This window comes from Flexivirga sp. YIM B11880 (assembly GCF_058148645.1).
The window spans coordinates 111,568-135,926 of the sequence record NZ_JBMAMH010000004.1 but is presented as its reverse complement, the minus strand read 5'-3'; the positions used below and the strand labels follow the sequence as shown (position 1 = coordinate 135,926).

Annotated in this window: 23 protein-coding genes; 11 read left to right on the top strand and 12 right to left on the bottom strand. The window is 68.8% G+C overall.

Annotation, left to right across the window (positions count from 1 at the left end; genetic code table 11):
- The first annotated feature begins 95 nt into the window (after positions 1-95).
- Positions 96-422: a histone-like nucleoid-structuring protein Lsr2 gene (locus tag ACN8HC_RS08225; RefSeq protein ID WP_490074344.1), complete on the top strand. Its 327-nt coding sequence runs from the start codon at positions 96-98 to the stop codon at positions 420-422.
- Between the two features lie 78 nt (positions 423-500).
- On the opposite strand, the gene ligD (ACN8HC_RS08220) is transcribed toward ACN8HC_RS08225, so the two are convergent.
- Both ligD (ACN8HC_RS08220) and ligD (ACN8HC_RS08215) read right to left on the bottom strand, forming a co-directional pair.
- On the bottom strand, positions 501-1,412 hold the full coding sequence (ligD, locus tag ACN8HC_RS08220; RefSeq protein WP_490074343.1) for a non-homologous end-joining DNA ligase: 912 nt from the start codon (positions 1,410-1,412) through the stop codon (positions 501-503).
- Positions 1,405-2,361, bottom strand: coding sequence for a non-homologous end-joining DNA ligase (gene ligD / locus ACN8HC_RS08215; RefSeq protein WP_490074342.1), 957 nt, complete (start codon positions 2,359-2,361; stop codon positions 1,405-1,407). The genes ligD (ACN8HC_RS08220) and ligD (ACN8HC_RS08215) overlap by 8 nt, the downstream gene beginning before the upstream one ends.
- Before the next feature lie 46 nt (positions 2,362-2,407).
- On the opposite strand from ligD (ACN8HC_RS08215), the gene ku reads away from it, so the two are divergent.
- From ku to ACN8HC_RS08200, 3 genes are all read left to right on the top strand, one after another.
- On the top strand, positions 2,408-3,367 hold the full coding sequence (ku, locus tag ACN8HC_RS08210; RefSeq protein WP_490074341.1) for a non-homologous end joining protein Ku: 960 nt from the start codon (positions 2,408-2,410) through the stop codon (positions 3,365-3,367).
- A gap of 256 nt (positions 3,368-3,623) precedes the next feature.
- Entirely contained in the window at positions 3,624-6,149 is a 2,526-nt protein-coding gene (locus ACN8HC_RS08205; protein WP_490074340.1) for an ATP-dependent Clp protease ATP-binding subunit, read from the top strand.
- A 183-nt stretch (positions 6,150-6,332) separates the two neighbouring features.
- Entirely contained in the window at positions 6,333-6,845 is a 513-nt protein-coding gene (locus ACN8HC_RS08200) for an amino-acid N-acetyltransferase (RefSeq protein ID WP_490074339.1), read from the top strand.
- Positions 6,846-6,982: 137 nt separating this feature from the next.
- Here ACN8HC_RS08200 and ACN8HC_RS08195 read toward each other — a convergent pair whose 3' ends face one another.
- From ACN8HC_RS08195 to ACN8HC_RS08180, 4 genes are all read right to left on the bottom strand, one after another.
- Positions 6,983-8,365, bottom strand: a complete 1,383-nt coding sequence (locus ACN8HC_RS08195) for an MFS transporter (protein ID WP_490074338.1) — start codon at positions 8,363-8,365, stop codon at positions 6,983-6,985.
- A gap of 220 nt (positions 8,366-8,585) precedes the next feature.
- Positions 8,586-9,554 (bottom strand): ABC transporter ATP-binding protein, encoded by a 969-nt coding sequence (locus ACN8HC_RS08190; protein WP_490074337.1) that lies wholly within the window; start codon positions 9,552-9,554, stop codon positions 8,586-8,588.
- A gap of 2 nt (positions 9,555-9,556) precedes the next feature.
- Positions 9,557-10,396 (bottom strand): ABC transporter permease, encoded by an 840-nt coding sequence (locus ACN8HC_RS08185; protein ID WP_490074336.1) that lies wholly within the window; start codon positions 10,394-10,396, stop codon positions 9,557-9,559.
- Positions 10,393-11,190 carry an ABC transporter permease gene (locus tag ACN8HC_RS08180; protein ID WP_490074335.1) on the bottom strand — a complete coding sequence of 266 codons (798 nt, stop codon included), beginning with the start codon at positions 11,188-11,190 and terminating at the stop codon, positions 10,393-10,395. Before ACN8HC_RS08180 ends, ACN8HC_RS08185 begins: the two co-directional genes overlap by 4 nt.
- 145 nt (positions 11,191-11,335) lie before the next feature.
- Between ACN8HC_RS08180 and ACN8HC_RS08175 the strand changes: the two genes are divergently transcribed.
- The gene (locus ACN8HC_RS08175) at positions 11,336-12,967 is read left to right on the top strand and encodes a hypothetical protein (RefSeq protein ID WP_490074334.1); all 1,632 of its coding nucleotides are present in this window, start codon (positions 11,336-11,338) and stop codon (positions 12,965-12,967) included.
- 18 nt (positions 12,968-12,985) lie between these two features.
- Here the strand turns inward: ACN8HC_RS08175 and ACN8HC_RS08170 are convergent, their stop codons facing one another.
- The 6 genes from ACN8HC_RS08170 to ACN8HC_RS08145 all read right to left on the bottom strand — a co-directional run bounded on the left by ACN8HC_RS08170 (position 12,986) and on the right by ACN8HC_RS08145 (position 18,699).
- Positions 12,986-13,522 (bottom strand): gluconokinase, encoded by a 537-nt coding sequence (locus ACN8HC_RS08170; RefSeq protein ID WP_490074333.1) that lies wholly within the window; start codon positions 13,520-13,522, stop codon positions 12,986-12,988.
- Between the two features lie 101 nt (positions 13,523-13,623).
- On the bottom strand, positions 13,624-14,526 hold the full coding sequence (locus ACN8HC_RS08165; RefSeq protein WP_490074332.1) for an HhH-GPD family protein: 903 nt from the start codon (positions 14,524-14,526) through the stop codon (positions 13,624-13,626).
- A 10-nt stretch (positions 14,527-14,536) separates the two neighbouring features.
- Positions 14,537-15,613, bottom strand: a complete 1,077-nt coding sequence (gene disA / locus ACN8HC_RS08160; protein WP_490074331.1) for a DNA integrity scanning diadenylate cyclase DisA — start codon at positions 15,611-15,613, stop codon at positions 14,537-14,539.
- 36 nt (positions 15,614-15,649) lie between these two features.
- A complete protein-coding gene (gene radA, locus ACN8HC_RS08155; RefSeq protein WP_490074330.1) occupies positions 15,650-17,035 on the bottom strand; it encodes a DNA repair protein RadA in 1,386 nt (461 codons plus the stop codon).
- Positions 17,036-17,191: 156 nt separating this feature from the next.
- Positions 17,192-17,845 (bottom strand): class I SAM-dependent methyltransferase, encoded by a 654-nt coding sequence (locus ACN8HC_RS08150; protein ID WP_490074329.1) that lies wholly within the window; start codon positions 17,843-17,845, stop codon positions 17,192-17,194.
- A gap of 44 nt (positions 17,846-17,889) precedes the next feature.
- On the bottom strand, positions 17,890-18,699 hold the full coding sequence (locus tag ACN8HC_RS08145; protein WP_490074328.1) for a DUF3109 family protein: 810 nt from the start codon (positions 18,697-18,699) through the stop codon (positions 17,890-17,892).
- A 48-nt stretch (positions 18,700-18,747) separates the two neighbouring features.
- On the opposite strand from ACN8HC_RS08145, the gene ACN8HC_RS08140 reads away from it, so the two are divergent.
- The 6 genes from ACN8HC_RS08140 (at position 18,748) to ACN8HC_RS08115 (ending at position 24,200) form a co-directional block, all read left to right on the top strand.
- On the top strand, positions 18,748-19,674 hold the full coding sequence (locus ACN8HC_RS08140; RefSeq protein WP_490074327.1) for a Ppx/GppA family phosphatase: 927 nt from the start codon (positions 18,748-18,750) through the stop codon (positions 19,672-19,674).
- Positions 19,674-20,477, top strand: a complete 804-nt coding sequence (locus ACN8HC_RS08135; protein ID WP_490074326.1) for a sugar phosphate isomerase/epimerase family protein — start codon at positions 19,674-19,676, stop codon at positions 20,475-20,477. The genes ACN8HC_RS08140 and ACN8HC_RS08135 overlap by 1 nt, the downstream gene beginning before the upstream one ends.
- 82 nt (positions 20,478-20,559) lie before the next feature.
- On the top strand, positions 20,560-21,513 hold the full coding sequence (locus tag ACN8HC_RS08130; RefSeq protein ID WP_490074325.1) for a proline dehydrogenase family protein: 954 nt from the start codon (positions 20,560-20,562) through the stop codon (positions 21,511-21,513).
- 6 nt (positions 21,514-21,519) lie between these two features.
- On the top strand, positions 21,520-22,359 hold the full coding sequence (gene proC, locus ACN8HC_RS08125; protein WP_490074324.1) for a pyrroline-5-carboxylate reductase: 840 nt from the start codon (positions 21,520-21,522) through the stop codon (positions 22,357-22,359).
- An 82-nt stretch (positions 22,360-22,441) separates the two neighbouring features.
- Entirely contained in the window at positions 22,442-22,975 is a 534-nt protein-coding gene (locus ACN8HC_RS08120) for a GNAT family N-acetyltransferase (protein ID WP_490074323.1), read from the top strand.
- Positions 22,941-24,200: an acetoin utilization protein AcuC gene (locus tag ACN8HC_RS08115; RefSeq protein WP_490074322.1), complete on the top strand. Its 1,260-nt coding sequence runs from the start codon at positions 22,941-22,943 to the stop codon at positions 24,198-24,200. Before ACN8HC_RS08120 ends, ACN8HC_RS08115 begins: the two co-directional genes overlap by 35 nt.
- Positions 24,201-24,359: the final 159 nt, after the last annotated feature.

Here is a 24,359-nt window from a genome sequence, read left to right as displayed (position 1 = left end):
CCCCGAAAATCCTGCGGTGTGGAGGCGTGTCTCCGACAACTTCACTGTGTTAGCGTTATTTCGAACCAGTGAATCCACAGTAGGAGATATCCACAATGGCTCAGCGTGTGCAAATTCTGCTCGAGGACGACCTCGATGGGTCCGAGGCGACCGAGACAGTCAATTTCGCGCTCGACGGCAAGGCATACGAGATCGATCTCTCGGCCGCCAATTCCGCGCAGTTGCGCGACGACCTCGCCAAATGGATCGGCCATGCACGGCCGGTTCGCGGTCGTCAGCGCGTTGCTCCCAGCCGTCCCGCGGCCGGTCGCACGGACCTCAACAAGGTCCGCGAATGGGGCCGTAAGAACGGCTTCAAGGTCAGCGACCGCGGTCGCGTGTCGGCTGAGGTCCAGGAGGCCTACGCGCGCGCCAATTCCTGATCGCACATCCAGCGCCGCTCGGCACGTGACTTCACGTGTCGGGCGGCGCTGGATTGTCCGCTCTGAAACGGGCGCTTCTTACCGACTGTCCAGCAAGCCATCCGCGAACAGATCGCCGTGGAGTTCCAGCCGCTCGAGGACCTCGTCAAACAATAGTTGTCGTATGCTCCCCGGCTTCTCGGCACCTTGCTCTATCTCGTCCCAAGTGCGCGGGGCCGCCACCGTCGGGCGGTCCTTCCCGCGCATCGAATAGGGAGCGATCGTGGTCTTCGCGGCGGTGTTCTGCGACCAATCCAGCAACACCTTTCCCGGGCGTTTCGACTTGGTCATCTTCCATACGACCAATTCTGGATGTTCCCCGGTCAATTGCTGTGCGAGCTCGCGTGCGGCATCACGCACCCCATCGCTGGATTCGGTGCCGTCCAGGGCGGCATACAACTGCATGCCTTTGCTTCCGGAGGTGACCGGAACGCACCGGTCCAGGCCGATCTGCGCCAGCCGTTCGCGCACGATGAGCGCGAGCCGCGCGCACTCGGCGAGTCCGGCCGGCGTCCCGGGATCCAGGTCGATCACCAGCCGGTCGGGGTGCGTTCGCTCTCCGTCGCGGACCCGCCACTGCGGCACGTGGAACTCGAGCGACGCCAGATTGACGAGGTAGAGCAGGTCGGCCAGCGAGGTGATCACCGGATAGGTCACCTCGTCCCCGTTGCCGCGGGAGCCGGACGACGGCAGCGCGACCCTCGGCAGCCAGCCGGGAGCGCCGGCCGGCAGGTTCTTCTCGAAGAACGACGACTCCGAGACGCCGTGCGGCCACCGGATGCGGGTGGCCGGCCGCTCGGCGACGACCGCGAGGAGCGGCTCGGCGACCTGGCTGTAGTAGTGCAGCACCTCGCCCTTGGTCGTCTCGGTGCCGGGATAGAGGATCTTGTCCAGATTGCTCAGCTTGAGCCGGCGGCCGTCGACCTCGGTGGTGATCTGCGCCTCAGGCATCGTCAGTCTCCGTCACCATCAGATCGGCCACGGTCAGGTCGTGTCGTATGCCGCGCCAGGACGGCTGCCGCAGCTGGCCGCCGGCGGAGATGCCGAGGAACTCGACATCCGCGATCAGCTCCGGCCGCACCCAGTGGATCGCGCCGCGATCGGCCTCGCCGACCGGCAACTCGGCCAATGGTGAGCCGTCCGCAGCGATGTCGCGCAACGTTGCCTGCAGGTCCGCGCCACGTGCGCCGGCCAGGCCCGCTCCGACCCGGCCGCGGAAGAGCAGCGGCCCCTCCGGCGTCGGCGTCGCCAGATAGACCGAGCCGAGGGCGCGGGGGTTCTCCCGCTCGGGCAGCCAGCCGCAGATCACGAACGAGTCGGTGCGCCGGTGCACGATCTTGCGCCAGTCCGGGCTCCGCCGTCCGGGCCGGTATGGCGAGCCGAGTCGCTTGGAGACCACGCCCTCCAGCTGCTGGGTGGCGGTCGCCTCCGCCAGCTGGGCGCCGTCGGTGAAGACGGGCGGTGTCTGCACGATCCGGGTCTGCAGGTTCAGCCCTTCGAGCAGCTGCCGGCGCTGCCGCAACGGCATGGTCAGCGTCGACCGGTCCATCGCCTGCAGCACGTCGAAGACGAGATAGGTCGCCGGCGCCGCCGCCGCGAGCCGGGCCGCCATCGCGGCGTCCGACACGTTGAACCGTTCGGCGAGCGCCGCGAACGACGGCACACCGTCGCGCAGGATCACCACCTCGCCGTCGAGCAGGAGGTCGTCATACCCCTGCAGTTCCGAGCCGGACACGATCTCGGGGAACGCGACCGACACGTCCCGCTCCGTGCGGGAGCTCAGCGACACCGAGCTGCCCGACACATGTGCCAGCACGCGCATGCCGTCCCACTTGACCTCGTGAATCCATCCGTCGCCCTCCGGGACGGTGTCCGAGGGGGTGGCGAGCATGGGACGCATGAGGCCAATCTTGCCCTGAGATTCTTTCGATGCGGATAATCGACCGATGCGGGCAATGTGGAAGGGCGCGGTCTCCTTCGGTCTCGTCAACGTTCCGGTGCGGCTCTACTCCGCCACCGAGAACCACGACGTGCAGTTCCGGCAGGTGCACCGGGAGGACGGCGGGCCCATCAAGTACCAGCGCGTCTGCTCGATCGACGGCGAGCAGGTGTCGTATGACGACATCGCCAAGGGCTACGAGACCGACGACGGTCAGATGGTGGTGCTGACCGACGAGGACCTCTCGGAGTTGCCGATCAGCAACAGCAAGGAGATCGCGGTCGACAAGTTCGTCCCGACCGACCAGATCGACCCGATGCTGCTGGACAAGAGCTACTACCTGGAGCCGGACAAGGGCGCGGTCAAGCCCTATGCGCTGCTGCGGGACGCACTGGAGTCGACCGACCGGGTCGCGGTGGTCACCGTCTCGCTGCGGACCCGGTCGACGGTTGCCGTGCTGCGCGTGCACGAGCAGGTCATCGTGCTGCAAACGCTGCTCTGGCCGGACGAGGTCCGCGCGGCCGATTTCGGCGTGCTGGACGACGCGGCCGAGCCGAGCTCGGCCGAAACGGCGATGGCCAACATGCTGGTCGACTCGCTGTCCGGCGACTACGACCCCGATGACTACACCGACGACTACGAGAAAGCCGTCAAGGCGGTCGTGCAGGCCAAGCTCGAGGGCCACGAGGTCACGGCGGTGCCCGAGGAGGAGGACGAGGGCGGCGAGGTGCTCGACCTGCTCGCGGCCCTGCAACAGAGCGTCAACCGGGCCAAGGCCGCCCGGGGCGAGCCGGTCGACGAGGACGAGAAGAAGACGGCGAAGAAGTCGGCCGCCACAAAGCCTGCGAAGAAGGCGGCGGCCAAGAAATCGGCGAGCAAGAAGTCCGGCACGAAGACGGCCGCGAAGAAGTCATCGGGCAAAGAGACGAAATCCACCGCGAAGAAGCCCGCCAAGAAAGCCGGCTGATCCGCTCCGCCGGGCGAAGCACCTCGAGGTCGTTGCCCGCCGGGTGCGGACCGGAACGAGTTGGGCGGGCCGGCCTCCGTTCCGCTCTGCGCGAACACGCGCTTCCGGACCCGCGCGGTGGAACATGCTGACCCCGGCCGGCGTTGACCGCGTCAGGACGTACTGCGCACCCGGCTCGCGCTGTGAACCAGCGCTGCCGATCCCAGGAGCGACAGTTAGCATCGATGGTGGCGAGAGCTACCCCGAGGAGTTAAAGATGTTCGAACGGTTCACCGACCGCGCCCGGCGAGTTGTGGTGCTCGCTCAGGAAGAGGCGCGCATGCTCAACCACAACTACATCGGCACCGAACACATCCTGCTCGGCCTGATTCACGAAGGTGAAGGCGTCGCGGCGAAGGCGCTGGAGAGCATGGGCATCTCGCTGGACGCCGTCCGTGAGCAGGTGCAGGAGATCATCGGCCCGAGCCAGCAGACGCAGTCCGGCCACATCCCGTTCACGCCGCGCGCCAAGAAGGTGCTCGAGCTGTCCCTGCGGGAGGGCTTGCAGCTCGGCCACAGCTACATCGGCACCGAGCACATCCTGCTCGGGCTGATTCGCGAGGGCGAGGGCGTCGCCGCGCAGGTGCTGGTCAAGATGGGCGCCGACCTGTCGCGGGTGCGCCAGGTCGTCATCCAGCTGGTGTCCGGTTACCAGGGCAAGGAGCCGCAGGGCGCCGGCGTCGGTCAGGGCAGCCAGGAGAGCGGCACGCCTGCCGGCTCGCTGGTGCTCGACCAGTTCGGCCGCAACCTGACGCAGGCCGCCCGCGAGGGCAAGCTCGACCCGGTCATCCAGCGGGACAAGGAAATCGAGCGCGTCATGCAGGTGCTGTCCCGGCGCACCAAGAACAACCCGGTGCTCATCGGGGAGCCGGGCGTCGGTAAGACCGCCGTCGTCGAGGGGCTGGCCCAGGACATCGTCCGCGGCGAGGTGCCCGAGACGCTGAAGGACAAGCAGCTCTACACCCTCGACCTCGGGTCGCTGGTGGCGGGCAGCCGCTACCGCGGTGACTTCGAGGAGCGGCTGCGCAAGGTCCTCAAGGAGATTCGCACGCGTGGCGACATCATCCTGTTCATCGACGAGATCCACACCTTGGTCGGTGCGGGTGCCGCGGAGGGCGCGATCGACGCCGCGTCGATCCTGAAGCCGATGCTCGCCCGCGGTGAGCTGCAGACCATCGGCGCGACGACGCTCGACGAATACCGCAAGCACATCGAGAAGGACGCCGCCCTGGAGCGACGCTTCCAACCGATCCAGGTGCAGGAGCCGACGATCCCGCACGCGATCGAGATCCTGAAGGGGCTGCGCGACCGCTACGAGGCGCACCACCGGGTCACGATCACCGACGCCGCGCTGGTCGGTGCGGTCAACATGGCCGACCGCTACATCAACGACCGGCACTTGCCCGACAAGGCGATCGACCTGATCGACGAGGCGGGCGCGCGACTGCGCATCCGGCGGATGACCGCTCCGCCGGACCTGCGCGAGTATGACGAGAAGATCGCGCACGTCCGCCGCGAGAAGGAGTCGGCGATCGACGGCCAGGACTTCGAGAAGGCCGCCGCACTGCGCGACGACGAGAAGAAGCTGATCCAGGCCAAGGAGCAGCGCGAGAAGGAATGGAAGGCCGGCGACATCGACGTCGTCGCGGAGGTCGACGAGGAGCTCATCGCCGAGGTGCTGGCCGCCTCGACCGGCATCCCGGTCTTCAAGCTGACCGAGGAGGAGTCCAGCCGCCTGCTGCGGATGGAGGACGAGCTGCACAAGCGCATCATCGGCAACGACGACGCGATCAAGGCGCTGTCCCAGGCGATCCGGCGCACCCGCGCCGGGCTGAAGGACCCGCGCCGTCCCGGCGGTTCGTTCATCTTCGCCGGTCCGACCGGTGTCGGTAAGACCGAGCTGGCCAAGTCGCTCGCCGAGTTCCTCTTCGGCGACGAGGACTCGCTGATCACGCTCGACATGTCGGAGTTCTCCGAGAAGCACACGGTGTCACGGCTCTTCGGTTCGCCTCCCGGTTACGTCGGCTACGAAGAGGGCGGCCAGCTGACCGAGAAGGTCCGCCGCAAGCCGTTCTCGGTGGTGCTCTTCGACGAGGTCGAGAAGGCTCACCCGGACATCTTCAACTCGCTGTTGCAGATCCTGGAGGACGGCCGGCTGACCGACTCCCAGGGCCGGGTCGTCGACTTCAAGAACACCGTGATCATCATGACCACCAACCTCGGCACACGGGACATCTCCAAGGGTGTCTCGTTGGGCTTCGCGTCCGGCAACGACACCGCGACCGGCTACGAGAAGATGAAGGCGAAGGTCCAGGACGAGCTCAAGCAGCACTTCCGGCCGGAGTTCCTCAACCGCGTGGACGACACGATCGTCTTCCCGCAGCTCTCCCAGGACGAGATCGTGCAGATCGTCGACCTGCGCATCGCCGACCTGGACAACCGGCTCAAGGACAAGGACATGGCGATCGAGCTCACGGCTCCCGCCAAGCGGCTCCTGGCCGAGCGGGGCTACGACCCGGCACTCGGTGCCCGTCCGCTGCGTCGCGCGATCCAGCGTGAGGTCGAGGACGTGCTGTCCGAGAAGATCCTCTACGGCGAGCTCGGCGCCGGCGAGATCGTGCTGGTCGACGTCGAGGGTGAGGGCCGGGACGCCACGTTCACCTTCACCGGCAGCCCGAAGCCGCAGGCGCCCGACGCGCTGACCGTCGAGACGGCCGGTGGCATCGACCTCGGCAAGGACTGACCCCTTTCGCCGAGAGGCTCAGCAAAGACCGAGAGGCCCAGGAAGTCACAGCGATTTTCTGGGCCTCTCGGTGCGTTTGTGAGCCTCTCGACGTGCTCGCTCCGGGAAGTGCGCGACGGTCGGTCTGTGGGGACTCGAAGCCTCCCTGCGCGACTGTGCAGCGTGCTGCGGGAGGATGGGCCCATGACACTCCGCGACCCCGACCTGGTGATCCGTCCGGCACTGGCGACCGACGTGCGCCGCATCCGCAGCCTGGTCCAGTCGTATGTCGACGCGCGCGCGATCGTGCCGAAGCCGGCGGTCGCCTACTACGAGGGCGTGCAGGAGTTCCTCGTGGTCGAGCGCGGTGACTGGCTGGTCGGCTGCGGTGCGCTGCACGTGATGTGGGAGGACGTCGCCGAGGTGCGCACCCTCGCGGTCGACCCGATGGAGAAAGGCCAGGGCATCGGCAGCACCCTGCTCCGCGCGTTGCTGGAGCGCGCCCACACCCTCGACGTCAAGCGGGTCTTCTGCCTGACCTTCGAGGTGGGCTTCTTCGCCAAGCACGGCTTCGCCGAGATCGACGGCGAGCCGGTCACGCCGGACGTCTACACCGAGATGCTGCAGTCGTATGACGAAGGCGTCGCCGAGTTCCTCGACCTCGACCGGGTCAAGCCCAACACCCTCGGCAACCACCGCATGCTGCTGACCTTCTGAGCTGCGCGGCACGTTTGGTTCCGGCCCGGGCGGGTACACCAGGAGCGAGGAAGCCGCTCGCACACGGGACCAGTGTCGAGCGGCTTCGTCGCGTCCGGCTGGCCGGCGGGCCGGTGGATCGCGGTCGCAGGAGGACGTCAGACCGGTTGCGGCTCCCGTCCGCGGTATTCGTGCGGGTCCGCCTCGTGCGAGGTCTCGGTGAGCGACTTCCCGTTGGTCTCCGGCGCCCACGCGAAGGACAGAATGCCACCGAGTGCGGACACCACGCCGAGGATGATCAGCACCGTCGAGACACCGAAGTGCTCCTTGACCGGCGGTAGGCCCCAGGTGCCGATCGCCGCGGCGACGCGGCTGACCGAGCTGGACAGGCCGACCCCGGAGGCACGCACCGAGCTGGGGAAGACCTCCTCGGGATAGATACCGGTCGTGATGCTCATGATCCCGTAGGAGAAGAGGTAACCGAAGTAGGCGACCACGCCGAAGATGATCGGCATGTGCAGGTACATCGAGGCGAGGAAGAGCGCCCCAGCACAGCCGAACATCGGCAGGATGACGACCTTGCGCCGGCCGACCTTGTCGACGATGTACCAGGAGATCGTCGCGCCGACCAGCGCGACGATGGTGCCGAGCAGCGCGCCGAGCAGCGACCCGCTGCCCATCCCCAGCGCCGTGAGGATGTCCGGCCCGAAGAAGGTCAGCGCGAAGTAGGGCATCACGATCGCGCTCCACGACAGCGAGGCGAAGAGCGTGCGACGGATGTACTGCCGGGAGAAGAGCACCATCCACTTGGTCTCCTGCTCCGGCTCCTCGAGCAGATCACCCGGGTGCTGCAGGTCGAGCTGGTCGCGGTAGATCGCCACGGCTTCCTTCCGGCGACCCTTGCTCACCAGCCAGCGGGGTGACTCGGGCAGGCCGTGGCGGACGATCAGGCTGATGACGGCCGGCACGATGCTCATGCCGAGGATCACCCGCCACCAATCCGCGGCGTAGGTGTTGATCAGGTAGCCGACGAGGTAGGCGACCACGTAGCCGACGTTCCAGCCGATCTCCAGCAGCCCCAGGTAGTTTCCCCGGGTCTTGCGCTGCGCGAACTCGCCGAGCAGCGGCGAGCCGATCGAGTAGTCGGCGCCCACCGCCAGACCCATGAGTATGCCGAGCACGAAGACCTGCCACGGCGCCGTGACGAAGAACAGCAGCAACGCGCAGCCGCTGAACAGCATCAGGTCGAAGGTGAACATCGGCTTGCGCCCGATGCGGTCGGTGACGTAGCCGAGCAGCAGGCCGCCGAAGAACGTGCCGATGAGCACAGATGCCGAGATCCAGGACTCCCACAACGTGGTGACGTGCAGCTGGTCCTTGGCCTTGCCGGCCATGGCGGACGCGAACGTCGCGAAGACGAACCCGTCGATGAACATGCCACCGCCGGTGGCGACGGTGAGCCGTTGGAGGAAATGCCTGGACTTGGGCGTCAGTGGTGCGTCATGGTCCGGCCGGGTGCCGACGGTCGTGCCTGCTGTCACGGTGCTCCTTCACTGCCCGCGAAGCGGCGCGGGCCGCGACGTCACGGGCTGGATCTGCTCCGAAACGTCCCGAACTCGGGGCTCACGAACAGCCGGTCGTGACAGGCTGCGGCCCGAGCACGGACGCTTCGAACTGGGCGTCCTTGCTCTGTGCGGCGACCAACTTTATCGGTGCGGAGCGGACGGGGCGAACGGAGCGGGTCCTGAATCGAATTTCGATCTATCGACGTATCTGATAGATGCGGCGGACCACGTCCTCGATGTCGGGCTCCTCGATGCTGAGGTCACGCAGTTCGGCTTGTTGTCCGACGGCCGCCAAAACCAGTGCAGCAGTTGTCTTTTCGGAGTCAAAGGCCAGACGCTGCCGTGCTCCACCAGCATCGCTGCCGAGGTGAGTCGTGTGCGGTATGCCGGTGAGGTCCGGCGTCGCATCTGTGAAATCCAGCACAAGGATGCGATCCGACCCCGCGGCCCGCGCCAGGCCGTCCAGGCTCCCGTCATACACCGCCGAGCCGTGGTCGACCACGAGCACCCGCTCGCAGAGGCGTTCGATGTCTCCCATGTCGTGGGTGGTCAGCAGCAGCGTGGTGCCGTGCGCGCGGCGCTCGGTGATCAGGAATTCGCGCAACCGCTGCTTCGACAGGACGTCCAGGCCGATGGTCGGCTCGTCGAGGATCACCAGGCGGGGGCGGTGCAGCAGCGCCGCCGCGACCTCGGCCCGCATTCGCTGGCCCAGCGAGAGCTGACGCACGGGGGTGGCGAGGAAGTCGCCGAGCTCGAGCTGCTCGACCAGCTCGTCCGTCCGCGCGCGGGCATCGTGTGCCGGCAGCCGGTGGATCGCGGCCAGGATCTCGAACGACTCGCGGACCGGCAGGTCCCACCACAGCTGCGAGCGCTGACCGAAGACCACGCCGACCTGGGCGGCGAGCTGCCGGCGCTCCCGGTGCGGGTCCAGGCCACAGGTGCGCACCGTGCCGGCGGTGGGCACCAGAATGCCGACCAGCATCTTGATGGTGGTGGACTTGCCGGCGCCGTTGGCGCCGATGTAGCCGACGCACTCGCCGGGCCGGATCTGCAACCGCAGGTCGTCCACCGCTCGGAGGGTATGCCGGCGCAGCGCGTCCCGGCCCTTACCACGGCGCACGAATTCGCGCGTCAGTCCGTCGGTTTCGACGATCAGTCCGGTCATCGTTAGCCGCCCCCTCCTTGGTAGTGCCGCACCCCGAGACGCCACATGGTCAGTGCGAACAGCCAGATCCAGGCCGCCGCGATCGGCGCGCACCAGGCCAGCCAGTTCGGCATACCGGCCGGGCCGGGCAGGTCCAGGAGGCGCAGCGCCGGCAGGTATCCCGCCACCGCCATCGGAAAGACGAAGCCGAAGAGCGCCTTCAACGGCAGTGACCAGACGGCCGCGGGCTGCGTCGCCGCGTAGCGGCCGCCATACACGAAGGCGTTGGTGAACTCCGCGCCCTGGATGAGGAAGAACTGCACGCCGGCCGCCCAGATGTACATCGCGGAGAAGATCGCCACCGCGGAGACGACAGCGACCACGAGCAGGCACACGTGCGCCACGGACCAATGGATGTCATTGATGCACAACGCAATCACCAGGGAGCCCACGCCGATGCCGGCGCGAGTGAGCCGGCGCAGCGAGATGTCACTGCTCATCAGTTGCAGGAGGAGCGGCTGCGGCCGCAGATAGAAGACGTCGAGCGTGCCGGACCGGATGTACTTCGGCAGGGTGTCGCAGTGCCCGACGAACATGTCGGCGATCGAGAACGACAGGTCGGCCAGCCCGAAGACGAGCAGCACCTGCCGGAAGGTCAGTCCGCCGAGCACGGTCACCTGGTGGAAGAGCAGCCAGACCTCGGCCAGCTCGATGAAGCCGACCAGGCCGGAACTGACCAGGTCGATGACGAAGTTGCTGCGGTAACTGCGCTGCGAGCGCATCCGGGAGGCGAGCACGGCCCGGTATCCAGCGAAGAGCGTTGGCCTGTCGAGGACTTCGGCCTGATCGACAAGTGTTTTCATCCGCCTTGCACCTCCAGCTTGCGCCGGCCCGCAACGGTCAGCAGGTGCCCGACGAGGAGCGTTCCGGCCAGCCAGGCCAGTTGCACGCCGAGCAGGCCGTATGCCGCGCCGCCGCCCGTGCGACCGGTGAGGATGTCGATCGGATACATCATCATCGACGGGCACGGCGTCGCCTCGGCGATGACCAGCAGCCACTGCGGGAAGAGCGCGATGGGCACGAAGAGGCCGGCGAAGAAACCGGACAGGACCATGTAGAGGATCTGGATGCCGCGCGTCTCGATCAGCCAGAAGCCCGCAACAGCAACGAGATACACCGTGCTGAACGAGACGGTGATGCCGATCAGCAGGCTGAGCAGACCCAGCACGTAGGCGGCCGGCGCGGTCGGCATCGTCATACCGACCACGAGGGCGCCGATGGCGATGCTCGGCAGTCCGCGGGGGATGAGAGCGAAGACCGCTTTACCGACTTCGGTTGCGATCGTGGCGAATTGAACGTTGACCGGCCGCAGGAAGTCGATTGCGACGTCGCCGGTCTTGATGCGTTCGGACAGATCGAGCCGGCCGTGCAGGTTGATCGAACCGAGCAGGCCCTGGGAGACCCAGATATAGGCGCTCATGCTGCCGACGTCATACCCCTGGACTCTGCCACCCGCTGCCCGGACCGTCGCGAAGAGCATCGCGACCTTGAGGAATCCGAAGGTCAGGTTGGCGACCAGGCCGCCGAACATCGCCAGCCGGTAGGCGGCCTGCTCGCGAAAACCTGCTGTGAAGAGGCGACCATAGGGGTAAAGCATCGCCGCACGCACAAACGCGGGAACTTACCAGGCGACCGTACTCGTCGCAAGAACTTTCGGCTGCGTCCAGCACAGCGCCACCTCAGGTTCACTGGGGCCGCCTAGCTTCCAGGCGCGGAGTGCCGTGCTCCACGGAACGGGAGCTGTGACAACTCATCGAAGCCTGGCGCACGAACTGGAGGCGCCCGATGGCGCTGGTTGCCGGTCGAAACCCGGGCAGCTGGTCGTGGCGGGAACGCTGTACACGGTCTTCGCCGTGTTCATCGCGCTCTTCCGGATGCGGATGTCACCGCTGTACCCGAAGCTCAACGACGTCAACTCCGACTTCTCCGTGTATCAAGTGATCGGCAACTCATGGGCGCACGGCAAGCTGCCCTATCGCGATGTCTTCGATGTCAAGGGGCCGTTCTTCTATCTGCTCTTCGGCGGCTTCGCGCGGCTACGTGCCTGGTCGATCGGACCTCCGCTGGCGATGCTGGCCGGGTGCGCGGTTGCGGCGCTCTGGCTGGCCTTCCGGATCGCCCGCCGCTTCGTGGGCGAGCTGCCGGCGACCTTGTCCGCGCTCTCGGTGGGCGCGCTCGTCTACCTGACCGTGCTCGGCGTGCCCACGTCGTTCACCTGTGAGGAACTCGCGGTGCCCGGCGTCCTGTTGCTCCTGTGGCTGATGCTGCGCACGCTCGCCGGCGAACCGGTGGCGGCGTGGTGGTGGGTGCTCGACGGAGCCGTCTTCGGTGCACTCTTCTGGGCGAAGTATCAGGTCATCGCTCCCTGGGGCGCCGTGTTGGTCGCGCTGCTCGTTGTCGGTCGTGGCGGGCGGCGCGGTATGACGCGTGGACAGCTCCTCCGGATTGTGTCGGCCAACGTCGCCGGCTGCGCCATCGTGACGCTGCCGACGCTGGCGGCATACACACCGGTGCTCGGCACGATGCTGCGCGCCTATTTCGTGGCAAAGCTGGCGGCGCCGCGACGCGACGACGAGCTGGTCCTCGAGGGAAGGTATGTCGCGGAGATGATCGGCAGCAATCCGGTCACGGTCGGCACGTTGTGCCTGACCTTCGCTGCTCTGGTGGTGTATGCCGTAGTGGGAACCGGCTCATCGCGCGAGACGAGAGCGGCACCAACCATCTTCGCGATCGCGATGCTGCTGTCGATGTGGGCCGCGGTCTTCGGCGTCCGGCATCCGGCAAACACCGTGGTGCCGCTGTGTTTCGTCGCCGTCGCGCTGCCGATGACGCTGTCCAGGCTGCCGCGACCCGGTATTGCACAGGCAGCAGCCGCCGGAGCCGTCGCCGTGGTGGCGTTCATCGGTGTCGTGCCGTCCATCCAGCAGAGCCGGGCGCTCTACGGTTTGGGGCGGAGCACCGTGCCAGTGCACTGCGCGGCGTGGTCATCGGGTCGGTTGCTCGTGAGGCCCAGCACGACGGCAGCGTTCGTTCGAGCTGCCCACGGTCTCCCGATCCTGTCGATCAACAGTCTGCAGGCCGCGCGTGCGCTCTACCGGACCCACACGGTGCAACCACGGCGCTTCGAATTCGTCGACCTGTCATGGGTTTCCACGACCGGTGCAGCCTCGGCGCAGCCGCATTACCTGCGGCGCCGGACCTTCCGATACGTCTGGGTCAGCGGCCGCCGACCGCTCCGCGGCAACGCGGAGCACGTGGACTTCGGACGCGCAGGTCGGCTCGGTGTGCCGACGGCGGGCGAACAGGTCGCGATCGACCAGGGCTACGTGCCGATCCTGAGCTGCGGCACGCAGGTCCTGTTGCGCAGCCGGTGACGCAGCGCTGGGTTCGGGTCAGTCGGTGACCGCCGGGGTCAGTCCCAACTTGTCGAGTGCCTCGGTGATCGAATCCTCCGGGTTCTGATGGGCCTGCACCACGATGCCCGCCTCGTCCGGCTGCAGCGGCTCGAGCGTCGCCAGCTGCGACGGCAGCAGGGAGGGCGGCATGTAGTGACCGGTGCGGTGCTCGAGCCGGTCACGCAGCACGTCTTCCGGGACCTCGAGGTAGACGAACCGCACGTGCGCGCGCCCCTCACGCAACACGTCGCGATAGGCACGTTTCAGCGCGGAGCAGGTGACCACGGCGCTCCGGCCGTCCTTCTCGTGCTCGTCGATCCAGGTGCCGATCGCGCGCAGCCAGGGCCAGCGGTCCTCGTCGGTCAGGGGGTGTCCGGAGGCCATCTTGGTGACGTTGGCCTGTGAATGGAAGTCGTCGCCCTCGGCGTACAGCCAGCCCATCCGGTCGGCGATGCCGATGGCAAGGGTCGTCTTGCCGGAGCCGGACACCCCCATGACGATGAGGAACTGGGGCTGGCTCTCGGCGGCACTCATGCGGGGTCCCTGCGAAGTATCGGAGGAGCGCAGCGGGGGAGAACTTCGTCGGGTGCTCTCATGCGGGCAACCCTATCCAGGTGGCGAGCGTCGGTGGTGGATCACGCCGGTAGCCGGAACCGCTCGCGGGAGAGCGGCTCGACCAGGCCGTCCTCGATCAGCGAGGCGAGGCAGCGGTCGCGCTGCCCGGCGTCGGGCCAGACCAGGTCGAGGTCGGACCGCGGCACCGGCGCCGGCGCATCGCGCAACACCTGCAACAGCTTGCCGCGGACCTGCCGGTCGGTGCCGTGCCATTTCTGGGTGCTTCGGCGCGGGCCGTCGTGCGGGGGCCGGCCGGCGAGCACCCACGCGCACTGCGACAGCACCGGGCATTCGTCACAGCGCGGCGCCGCCGCCTTGCAGACCAGTGCGCCGAGTTCCATCACCGCGACGTTCCACGCGGCGGCGCGGGCGGGATCGTCGGGCAGCAGCGATGCCGCGAGCCGCGTCTCGGCAGCGCTCAGGGTGGGCGCCGCGTGCTCCACGCCGGTGACGAGACGCGCCTCGACCCGGCGGACGTTGACGTCGACGACGGCCGACCTCATGCCGAACGCGAACGCGCCGACTGCTGCCGCCGTGTAACCACCGATGCCCGGGAGCGCTTGCAACTGCTGCAGATCGGCCGGTATGGCGCCGCCGTACCGCTCCACGACCGAGGTCGCGGCGGCGTGCAGGCGCAGCGCGCGGCGTGGATAGCCCAGGCGGCCCCACTCGCGCACCGCGTCACCGGGTGCGGCGGCGGCGAGTGCCGCGGCGGTCGGCCACAGCTCCATCCAGCGGTGCCAGACCGGTTGGACGCGAACGACCGGGGTCTGCTGCAGCATCACCTCCGAGACCAGCACGCCCCAGGGGCGGTCGACGGCCGGCCACGGCCAGTCGGCAGCCGGGATGCGCCAGGGCAGCTCGCGAGCGTTCGCGGCATACCAGGTGAGGATGCGCTCGTGCAGACCGTCGAGGTCGGTCACGCGAGGTCCCTCATACGTAGCGTTCGAGGATGCTGCTCTCGGCCAGCCGGGAGAGACCTTCCCGGACGGCGCGCGCCCGGCTCTCGCCGACGCCCTCGACGGCCATCAGGTCGTCGAAGTCGGCGGCCAGCAGCTTCTGCAGGGTGCCGAAGTGGTCGACCAGCCGCTCCACGATCGCGCCGGGCAGCCGGGGCACTTTGGTCAGCAGCCGGTAGCCCCGCGGGCTCACCGACAGGTCGAGCAGGTCGCCGACCACCGAGAAGCCGGCCGCTCGGGCACCGGCGGCGAGGTCGAGCAGCTCGGTGGAGGTCATGTCGCCCAGCCGGGCGAGGGCGTCCTCGACGGTCATGTCGGAGCGGGCCGAGCCGACGTAGTCGCGCACCACGAGCTCGCGGTCGTCGGTGAGACCGCCGACCAGTTCGTCCAGTTGCAGGGAGATGAGCCGGCCGTCGGTGCCGAGTTCGACGACGTATTCGCTGATCTCCTCGCTGATCCGGCGCACCATCTCCAGTCGCTGCAGCACGCTCGCGACGTCGCGCACGGTCACCAGGTCCTCGATCTCCAGGGCCGACAGTGTGCCGGTCACCTCGTCGAGCCGGGCCTTGTAGCGCTCCAGGGTCTGCAGGGCCTGGTTGGCGCGCGACATGATCGCGTTGGAGCCTTCGATGACGTGGCGCACGCCCCCGACATACAGGGCGATGATCTGCATGGACTGACTGACCGAGATGACCGGGAAGCCGGTCTGCTTCGCAACGCGCTCCGCGGTGCGGTGGCGGGTGCCGGACTCCTTGGTCTCGATGCTCGGGTCGGGCACCAGCTGGGTTGCTGCGCGCAGGATGCGGGTGACGTCACTGTTGACGACGATGGCGCCGTCCATCTTGGCGAGCTCGCGCAGCCGGGTCGCGGTGAAGTCGATGTCGATGGGGAAGCCGCCGGACGACATACCCTCCACGACCGAGTCGTGCCCGATGACGATGAGGGCGCCCGTGCGCCCGCGGAGGATCCGTTCGAGCGCGTCGCGCAGGTCGGTGCCGGGTGCGACGGCCGCGAGGGTTTCGCGCAGGACGACTTCCGGGGTGCGATTCACGTGGTCAGTGTAGGTGGGCGGCTGGGCCGTCGGCGCTCAGCTGGACACCCGCATTGCGATGGCTCGGGTGGCGGCGTGCACGTCACGAACCTCGAGCACCCGCATGCCGGCCGGGGCGCTCTCGGTGCCGAGCGAACCAGCAGGAATAACCGCTCGTTTGAAGCCGATCCGGGCGGCTTCCGCGAGGCGTCGTGGGACGCCACCGACCGCGCGGACGTCGCCGGCGAGACCCACCTCGCCGACCGCCAGGGTGCCCGGTGGGAGTGGGCAGCCGTCCTTGGCGGAGGCCAGCGCCAGGGCGATGGCCAGGTCGGCGGCCGGCTCGGAGAGTTTGGCCCCGCCGACCGTCGAGACATAACAGTCGTCGTCGCGCAGCCGCACCCCCGCCCGCCGGTCGAGCACCGCCAGGATCATCGCGGTGCGCGAGCCGTCGACACCGTTGGTGGTGCGCCGCGCCGAGCCGCCGTTGCCGGGCACGAGGAGTGCCTGCACCTCGGTGACCAGCGGCCGCCGGCCCTCGAGCGTCACGGTCACGCAGGTGCCGGGCACCGGCTCGTCCATGCGGGAGAGGAAGAGTCCGCTGGGATCGGGCAGCCCGGTGATGCCCATCTCGGTGAGGTCGAAGCAACCGACCTCGTCGGTGGGCCCGTAGCGGTTCTTCACCGCCCGGACCAGTCGCAACCGGGAGTGGCGTTCGCCCTCGAACTGCACCACCACGTCGACCAGGTGCTCCAGCACGCGCGGCCCTGCGATCGAGCCGTCCTTGGTGACGTGGCCGACCAGCAGCGTGCCGATGCCCTCGCGCTTGGCGACCTGGATGATGGCGGCGGTGACCTCGCGGACCTGGCTGACGTTGCCGGGCGCACCTTCCACCTCGGCTGAGGCGATCGTCTGCACCGAGTCGACGACCAGCAGGTCGGGGTGCAGTTTGTCGATCTGGGCGAGCACCGTCGCCAGGTCGGTCTCGCTGGCCAGGTAGAGGTCGCGGGCGAGTGCCTCGATGCGCTCGCCTCGGAGCCGCACCTGGGCCGCCGACTCCTCACCACTGACGTAGAGCACGGTCCGGCCGTCCCGCGCGGCGCGTGCTGCGACATCGAGCAGCAGGGTGGACTTGCCGATGCCGGGCTCGCCGGCGACCAGCACCACCCCACCGCTCACCAGGCCGCCGCCGAGCACCCGATCGAACTCGCCGACCCCCGTCGGGCGGTGCTGTGCCCGGGTTGCGTCGATCTCGCCGATCGGCCGAGCCGGTCGCTCGATGGTCGCTGCCGGCGCGGTGCGCACCTGCTGCTGGCCGACCTCCGTGACAGTGCCCCACGCCTGGCATTCGCCGCACCGGCCGACCCACTTGACCGCCTGCCACCCGCACTCGGTGCAGCGGTAGATCGCCGCCGGTGCCTTCTTGCGCGTGCTGCTCGCCATACGCCGGACGATAGACGGCCCCGCCGACACCCGACTGCGCTCCTCGCCGAGAGGCTCAGAAACACCTCGAGCGGCTCACAAACAAACGGCGTTCCGGTCGATTTTTCTGAGCCTCTGGACGTCGATGTGAGCCTCTCGGTGAAGTGGCTTCGGCGATCAGTAGCGGCGGTGCCGCACGAAGACGGCGTAGTCGACGCCCGTGCCGGCGTGGTCGGCGAGGATGCGATCTGCCTGCTCCGGGGTGAACTCGATGCGCACGACCGCCTCGAAGTCCGCCCGGCTGTCGAACTGCCAGCGCATCGACACCGGTTCTGAGGTGAAGCCCACCCGTCGCCAGAAGCGCTCCACACCGATCGGGTCGTATGACGGCAGCGCTCGCCGGAACCACGCCCCGAAGGTGGACCGGGAAGCGTCGTTGTCGACGACGAACGCCACGCCACCCGGGCGCATCACCCGCTCCAGCTCGGCCAGGCCGGGCTCGCAGCCGGCGCCGAAGAAGTACGCCCAGCGGGCATGGGCAACATCGATGGAATCATCTGCTACGGGCAGGGATTCGGCGGCTCCGAGGCGCACGTCCACGAGGGTGCCGAGTGCGCTGTCGTGCACGCGTTGCTGCGCCATTCGGGTCAATGGCTCGTAGGGCTCGACGCCGATCACCGAGCGGGCGGTGCGCGCGAAGTGGGGAAGGTGGAAGCCGCTGCCGCAGCCGATGTCGAGCACGTCGGCTGCCGCCCAGTCCCGCACACGGCGCATTGCCGCCCAGATGAGCCCGTCCGGGTCGGCGCCGCGGTTCTCGATCTCGTAGGTCATGGGATAGCGCCAGATGTTCGGCGAAGGGATGGGATCCGATCGCGTCATACCGGTTTTCGAGCGGCTTCCTCGGCGAGCAGAGTCGCGGGGTGCACGAGGAGCGGGAGCAGTGTGCGGCCGCCCGGGCCGGCTGCACGGAGCGCCGTCGCCTGCAGCAGGTGCGCCTCGCAGTGTCGCGCCAGCACGTCATACGCGTTGTCACCCATGAGATGACGCAGCTCGCCCTCGTTGGACAGGTAGACCGGCGAACGCCCCACGTGTGCTTCGGGATTGCCCGAGCAGTACCAGTCCAGGTCATGACCACCCGGACCCCAGCCGCGCCGGTCGTACTCGCCGATCGAGATCTCCAGGTATGACGTCTCGTCCGGCAGCTCGACCGTGCGGTAGCTGCGGCGGATCGGCAGCTGCCAGCACACGTCCGGCTTCACGGTGTGCGGCGCGACACCCGTGAGTACGGCGTGCTGGTGCAGCGCACAGCCCGCACCGGCCGGAAACCCGGGCCGGTTGTGGAAGATGCAGGCGCCGTCGACGACCCGGGTCTTCCAGTCGCCGTCCTCCTTCTCCCGCCAGCCGGCCTTCGAGTGGCCCTCGTCGTAGTACTGCCACTCGTCCGGCCCGAGGTCGCGGACCACGGCCTTGACGTTCTGCACATCGTCCTCGTCGGAGAAGTGCGCGCCGAGCGTGCAGCAGCCGACGTCCGGTGCATCCGCGTAGATCCCCTGGCAGCCGGCGCCGAAGATGCAGGTCCACGAGGACGTCAGCCAGGTCAGGTCGCACCGGAAGCGTTCCTCGGCGTCGTCCGGGTTGTCGAACTCGACCCAGGTGCGCGGGATCTCCAGTGCTGTCTCGACCACCGCCACATCGTAGGTGCTGCGCCATACCGGTCGGATAGCGTGGACGCCATGCGGCTCGGTGTGATCGACGTGGGATCGAACACGGTTCACCTGCTGGTGGTCGACGCACATCGCGGCGCTCATCCGCTGCCTGCGATGTCGCACAAGCGGGAGCTGCGCCTCTCCGAGCACACGACGGGCGACGGCTCGATCTCCGACGACGGCGTGCGGCAGCTGATCAGCTTCGTGCGCGAGTGCGTGACGATCGCCGACGACCAGGGCTGTCAGGATCTGCTCACGTTCGCCACCAGCGCGATCCGGGAGGCGCCCAACGGCGACGCCGTCCTCACCCGGGTGCACGACGAGACCGACGTGAAGCTGGAAGTCCTCGAAGGGCCGGACGAGTCGCGGCTGACCTTCCTGGCGGTGCGCCGCTGGTTCGGCTGGTCGGCCGGCCGGCTGCTCGTCGTCGACATCGGTGGCGGCTCGCTCGAGTTCGCCGCCGGCATTGACGAGGAGCCGGACGTCGCACTGAGCCTGCCGCTCGGCGCCGGGCGGCTGACCCGCGACCTGCCGGGGGACCCGCCACTGGCGACCGATCTCACCGTGCTGCGGAAGCAGATCCGCTCGGACATCGCTCGGGTGATCCGCGACCTGCACAAAGTCGGCGAGCCGGACCGGATCGTGGGCACCAGCAAGACGATTCGCTCGCTGGCCCGCGTCCTCGGCGCCGCACCTCGTGCGGAAGGGCCGCGCGTCGAGCGGGTCCTCGAGCGGGAGGCGCTCGGCGAGCTGGTGCCGCGTCTCGCGGCGATGACCGCGGCCGAACGAGCCGAGCTGCCAGGTGTTTCGCCCAGCAGGTCGCGTCAGCTGCTCGCCGGGGCGATGGTGGTGCACGGTGCCATGGAGCTGCTCGGTGCCGACCGGCTCGATCTGTGTCCCTGGGCGTTGCGGGAGGGCGTGATCCTCCGCCGGCTCGATTGGCTGGACGTCTGATGGCGCCGCGGCTGAGGTTGCCGTCGGGACGCATCGCGCTGTCGACGTCGTCGGTCTATCCGCTCGGCGTCGTCGACGGCTTCGCGATGGCCGAACGGCTCGGGTACGACGGTGTGGAGGTGATGGTGTGGACCGACCCGGTAAGCCAGGAAGCCGGTGCCCTCCGCAAGCTGGTGGACCACTACGGCATACCGATCGCATCGATCCACGCACCGACTCTGCTTCTCACCCAACGTATCTGGGGTCCGGAGCCGTGGCCGAAGATCGACAATTCCGTCGCGCTCGCCGAGGAGGTCGGTGCCGATACCGTCGTGGTCCATCCACCGTTCCGGTGGCAGCGGGAGTATGCCGCGGACTTCATCGACGGCATCGCCGAGCGCGGCCGTCGCACCGAGGTCCGCATTGCGGTGGAGAACATGTTCCCGTGGCGGGCCCGCGGACGGGAGATGCAGGCCTACCTGCCGGGATGGGATCCGGTGAGCCTCGATTACGACCACGTCACGCTCGACCTGTCCCACACCGCGACCGCCGGCTCCGACGCGATCGGGATGGCCGACGCGCTCGGTGACCGGCTGGCGCACATCCATCTGGCCGACGGTTCCGGATCGTTCAAGGACGAGCATCTCGTGCCGGGGCGCGGTGGCCAGCCGTGCGCGCAGGTCCTCGAGTCGCTGGCCGCCCGTGGCTACAGCGGGGACGTCGTCGTCGAGGTGGGCACCCGCAAGCTGTCTCGTGCACAGCGCGAACTCGACCTGGCGGAGGCGCTGGCCTTCGCCAGACTGCACTTCGCCGCTGCGGCATAGCCAGGGCCCCCGACCGGGGGCACTCGGCGCGCCATACCCTCGGATCGCCGACCAACTGCACACACCCGAAGGAGCCAGGCCCGTGATCGACCCCAGCGCCGCGCTGCGACAAGGACTGCTCGGCCTGAGCCGCCGCGACGGGGTGCGGCGGGTCATGGGGCGCACGCCGGTGGCGCGGTCGGCCGCACGCCGGCTGGTCGCGGGGGAGACGATCGAGGACTGCGTCCTCGCCGTCGCGGCGCTGGCCGCCGACGGCCGGCTGGCGTCCGTCGAATTTCTCGGTCGCGACACGGTCGACGCGGCACAGGCCAGCCGCATCCGGGACACCTACCTCGGCCTCATCTCCGCACTCAAGACGCAGGGTCTCACGGCGGCGGGCGCGACCGAGCTGAGCGTCGACCTCCGCGCTCTCGGCGAACGGCTGACCGACGACGGCGCCAAGATCGCGCTCGACAACGCCCGTCAGCTCTGTGAAGCGGCCGCCGGCGCCGGCACGACGGTAACCATCGACGCGGCCGATCACACCGCCACCGACGCGACCCTCGGCATCGTGCACGACCTGCGCGCCGACTTCCCGTGGGTCGGTGCGGTCCTGCACGCACAGCTGCGCCGCACCGAGGCGGACTGCCATGACCTGGCCATGGCAGGCAGCCGTGTCCGCCTCTCCGGCGACATCCGCCCGTTGTCGGAATCACTTGCCTTTCAGGACAAACACGAGGTGGACCTGTCCTTCGTGCGTTGCCTGAAGATCCTGCTCGAAGGCGACGGGCATCCGATGATCGCCGGCCACGACACCCGGCTGATCGAGATCGCCCGCTCGCTCGTCGACAAGGAGCTTCGCTCCGCCGAGTCGTTCGAGTTCGAGCTGCACTACGGCGTCCGCCCCGACCTCGAGCAGTCGCTCCTCGACGCCGGCTACCGAGTGCGGATCCAGGTCCCGTATGGCGACGAGTGGTATCCGTACGTGATCCGCCGCCTCGCGGAACACCCCGCCGACGCGAGATTTCTGCTCCGCTCCGGCACGACGAAGGGATGATCTCAGATGTCCGAAACCGCTGAAACCACCGCCGAGTTCGCCGACCGCCGGGTGGCGTTCCTCGGGGTAGGGGTGATGGGTGAGGCGCTCCTGGCCGGGCTACTCCGCAGCGGTCGCGTCGCTCGGCCCGTCGTCTCCGACCGCAGCGCGGAGCGGCAGGCGCAGGTCGCGGAGAAGTATGACGTGCCGGCCGCTTCCACGACCGACGCCGTCGCCGAGGCCGACACGGTGGTGCTCGCGGTGAAGCCGCAGAGCATGGACGAGCTGCTCGCCGAGATCGGCCCCCACTTGCGGCCGGGCAGCCTCGTGATCTCGATCGCGGCGGGCATCACCGCCGCCCACCTCGAGCAGCGACTTCCGGAAGGTACCCCGGTCGTGCGCGTCATGCCCAACACCCCGGCCCTGGTCGGCGAGGGTATGACGGCCGTCAGCGCCGGCAGTCGCGCCGAGGACCGGCACGTGCGGGAGGCGGAGGAACTGATGCGGACCTGCGGCGCGGTGGTCGCGGTGCCGGAGAGCCAACTCGACGCGGTCACCGCGGTGAGCGGCAGCGGCCCGGCATACGTCTTCTATGTGGCGGACGCGATGATCGAGGCCGGCGTCCTGCTCGGCCTGTCCCGCGCGACCGCCACCCAGCTCGCCGTCCAGACCCTGTATGGCGCCGCCACCATGCTGACCGAGACCGGCGAGCACCCGGCGGTCCTGCGCGAGCGGGTCTCCAGCCCCGGCGGCACCACCATCGCAGCGCTCCGGCAGCTGGACGAATACAAGGTCCGGGCCGCGTTCCTCACCGCCCTGGAGGCCGCGGCGCACCGCTCGGCGGAGCTCGCGGGCGAGGACGACTGAACCGCGATCGTCACCGCGTCGGCGCCCGCCGTTCAACGCACCTGATGACCATCGCGGACCGATACATGCGAGAGTTGTGCCCATGACAGACATCACGGTGCGCGCCCTCGGGGATGAGGAATGGCAGGTTTACCGCGACGTTCGACTGAGCGCTCTGCGTGAGTCGCCCGACGCCTTCGCGGCGTCGGCCGAGCAGGAGGAGAACTTCGACGACGAGTTGTGGCAGGCCCGGGTCAAGCGGTCCCGCCGGCTCGTGGCCGAAGACGGCGACAAGGTGGTCGGCGTCGTGTCCGTCGGCAAGGTCCCGCAGGGTGACGACCGGGTCAGCGAACTGTTCGGCCTGTGGGTCAGCCCCGAGCTGCGCGGCAAGGGTGTCGCCTGGAAGCTCGTCGACGCCGGTGTGCACCAGGCGCGTGAGGACAACTACGACTTCGTCCTCTACTGGGTCGGCACCGACAACGGGCGTGCGGTTGCCTTCGCCTCCAGCTTCGGCTTCCGGCCGACCGACGGCCGACGGCCGATGGAGTCCTCGGCGGAGGACGATCCCGAGGACGAGATGGCCATGATCTACCCGCTCGGCGATGACCCGGGCGCCGTGCCGAGCTCGGTCCTCTGAGCGGGCCGGGCCGGTGACCGCCGTCGCGCCCCGCGTCCGTGTCGTGTGGGGCGACGCGCTGACCGCCTACGACTTCGGTCCCCAGCACCCGATGAACCCGGTCCGACTGGACCTGACGGCCCGGTTGTGCCGCGAAGTCGGGGTCTTCGACGCGCCGGGCGTGGAGGTCGTGCAGCCGTCGCTGCCCGACGGCTCGGACGACTTCCTCGCCTGGGTGCATACCGCGGACTATGTCGACGCGGTCCGGGCCGCGTCCGCCGACCCCGCGTCGGCCGACCCGTCATACGGGCTGGGAACGGAGGACGACCCCGCCTTCAGCGGCATGCACGACGTGTCCGCGCTGATCGCCGGCGCGACGGTCGGGCTCGCGCAGGATCTGTGGCGCGGCACGATCGACCACGGGGTCAACTTCTGCGGCGGCCTGCACCACGCGATGGCGGACCGCGCCTCCGGCTTCTGCATCTACAACGACGCGGCGCTCGCCATCCAGTGGCTGCTCGACAACGGCGCCGAGCGCGTCGCCTACGTGGACGTCGACGTGCACCACGGCGACGGCGTCGAGCGCATCTTCTGGAACGACCCGCGCGTCCTCACCATCTCCATCCACGAGACCGGCCGGGTGCTCTTCCCGGGCACCGGTTTCCCCGGCGACGTCGGCGGTCCGGACGCCGAAGGATCCGCCGTCAACATCGCGCTGCCACCCGGCACCCGGGACGCCGCCTGGCTGCGGGCGCTGCACGCCGTCGTGCCGCCGCTGGTCCGCGAGTTCCGGCCGCAGGTGCTCGTCACGCAACAGGGCTGCGACTCGCACTACGCCGACCCGCTCGCGCACATGGCGCTGTCCGTCGACGCGCAGCGCACGGCATACGCCATGCTGCACGAGCTCGCGCACGAGATCAGCGAGGGCAAGTGGCTGGCCCTCGGTGGGGGCGGCTACGAGCTCATCGACGTCGTGCCGCGCGCCTGGACGCACCTCACCGCGATCGCCGCGCACCGGCCGATCGACCTGGACGACGAGGTTCCTGCCGTATGGCGCGAGCACGTCCGCCGCACCTTCGACCGGCCCGGGCCGCGGCGCATGGGCGACGGGCAGGCCGAGAACGGCCACGTCTGGTGGCGGTCCTGGGAGTCCGGCGTCAACCCGGACGATGCGACCGACCAGTCGGTGCTGGCCACCCGCACGGCGGTCTTCCCGCTCCACGGGCTCGACGTCTGGTTCGACTGAAGCACTGTGCTTTCCGTAAGTCGCGACGGTCGCGAGCTGTGTGCGGGATCTCGCCGGGCGCCGCACCTAAGTCGCGACGGTCGCGAGTTGCGCGCAGGCCGCTCCAGCGACGCCCGCGTCCCATCAGCAACGCCGGAAACTCGTGGCTCAGCCCGCCAT

Excerpts from the sequence above, each read along its gene's own strand:
- ACN8HC_RS08185 (WP_490074336.1), bottom strand. The coding sequence starts at position 10,396 with ATGAAAACACTTGTCGATCAGGCCGAAGTCCTCGACAGGCCAACGCTC.
- ACN8HC_RS08115 (WP_490074322.1), top strand. The coding sequence starts at position 22,941 with ATGACCCGGGCGCCGTGCCGAGCTCGGTCCTCTGAGCGGGCCGGGCCG.
- ACN8HC_RS08120 (WP_490074323.1), top strand. The coding sequence starts at position 22,442 with ATGACAGACATCACGGTGCGCGCCCTCGGGGATGAGGAATGGCAGGTT.
- ACN8HC_RS08205 (WP_490074340.1), top strand. The coding sequence starts at position 3,624 with ATGTTCGAACGGTTCACCGACCGCGCCCGGCGAGTTGTGGTGCTCGCT.
- ACN8HC_RS08225 (WP_490074344.1), top strand. The coding sequence starts at position 96 with ATGGCTCAGCGTGTGCAAATTCTGCTCGAGGACGACCTCGATGGGTCC.
- proC (WP_490074324.1), top strand. The coding sequence starts at position 21,520 with ATGTCCGAAACCGCTGAAACCACCGCCGAGTTCGCCGACCGCCGGGTG.
- ACN8HC_RS08190 (WP_490074337.1), bottom strand. The coding sequence starts at position 9,554 with ATGACCGGACTGATCGTCGAAACCGACGGACTGACGCGCGAATTCGTG.
- ACN8HC_RS08150 (WP_490074329.1), bottom strand. The coding sequence starts at position 17,845 with ATGACCTACGAGATCGAGAACCGCGGCGCCGACCCGGACGGGCTCATC.
- ligD (WP_490074343.1), bottom strand. The coding sequence starts at position 1,412 with ATGCCTGAGGCGCAGATCACCACCGAGGTCGACGGCCGCCGGCTCAAG.
- ACN8HC_RS08200 (WP_490074339.1), top strand. The coding sequence starts at position 6,333 with ATGACACTCCGCGACCCCGACCTGGTGATCCGTCCGGCACTGGCGACC.
- ACN8HC_RS08170 (WP_490074333.1), bottom strand. The coding sequence starts at position 13,522 with ATGAGTGCCGCCGAGAGCCAGCCCCAGTTCCTCATCGTCATGGGGGTG.
- radA (WP_490074330.1), bottom strand. The coding sequence starts at position 17,035 with ATGGCGAGCAGCACGCGCAAGAAGGCACCGGCGGCGATCTACCGCTGC.
- ligD (WP_490074342.1), bottom strand. The coding sequence starts at position 2,361 with ATGCGTCCCATGCTCGCCACCCCCTCGGACACCGTCCCGGAGGGCGAC.
- ACN8HC_RS08180 (WP_490074335.1), bottom strand. The coding sequence starts at position 11,190 with ATGCTTTACCCCTATGGTCGCCTCTTCACAGCAGGTTTTCGCGAGCAG.
- ACN8HC_RS08135 (WP_490074326.1), top strand. The coding sequence starts at position 19,674 with ATGGCGCCGCGGCTGAGGTTGCCGTCGGGACGCATCGCGCTGTCGACG.
- ku (WP_490074341.1), top strand. The coding sequence starts at position 2,408 with ATGCGGGCAATGTGGAAGGGCGCGGTCTCCTTCGGTCTCGTCAACGTT.
- ACN8HC_RS08140 (WP_490074327.1), top strand. The coding sequence starts at position 18,748 with ATGCGGCTCGGTGTGATCGACGTGGGATCGAACACGGTTCACCTGCTG.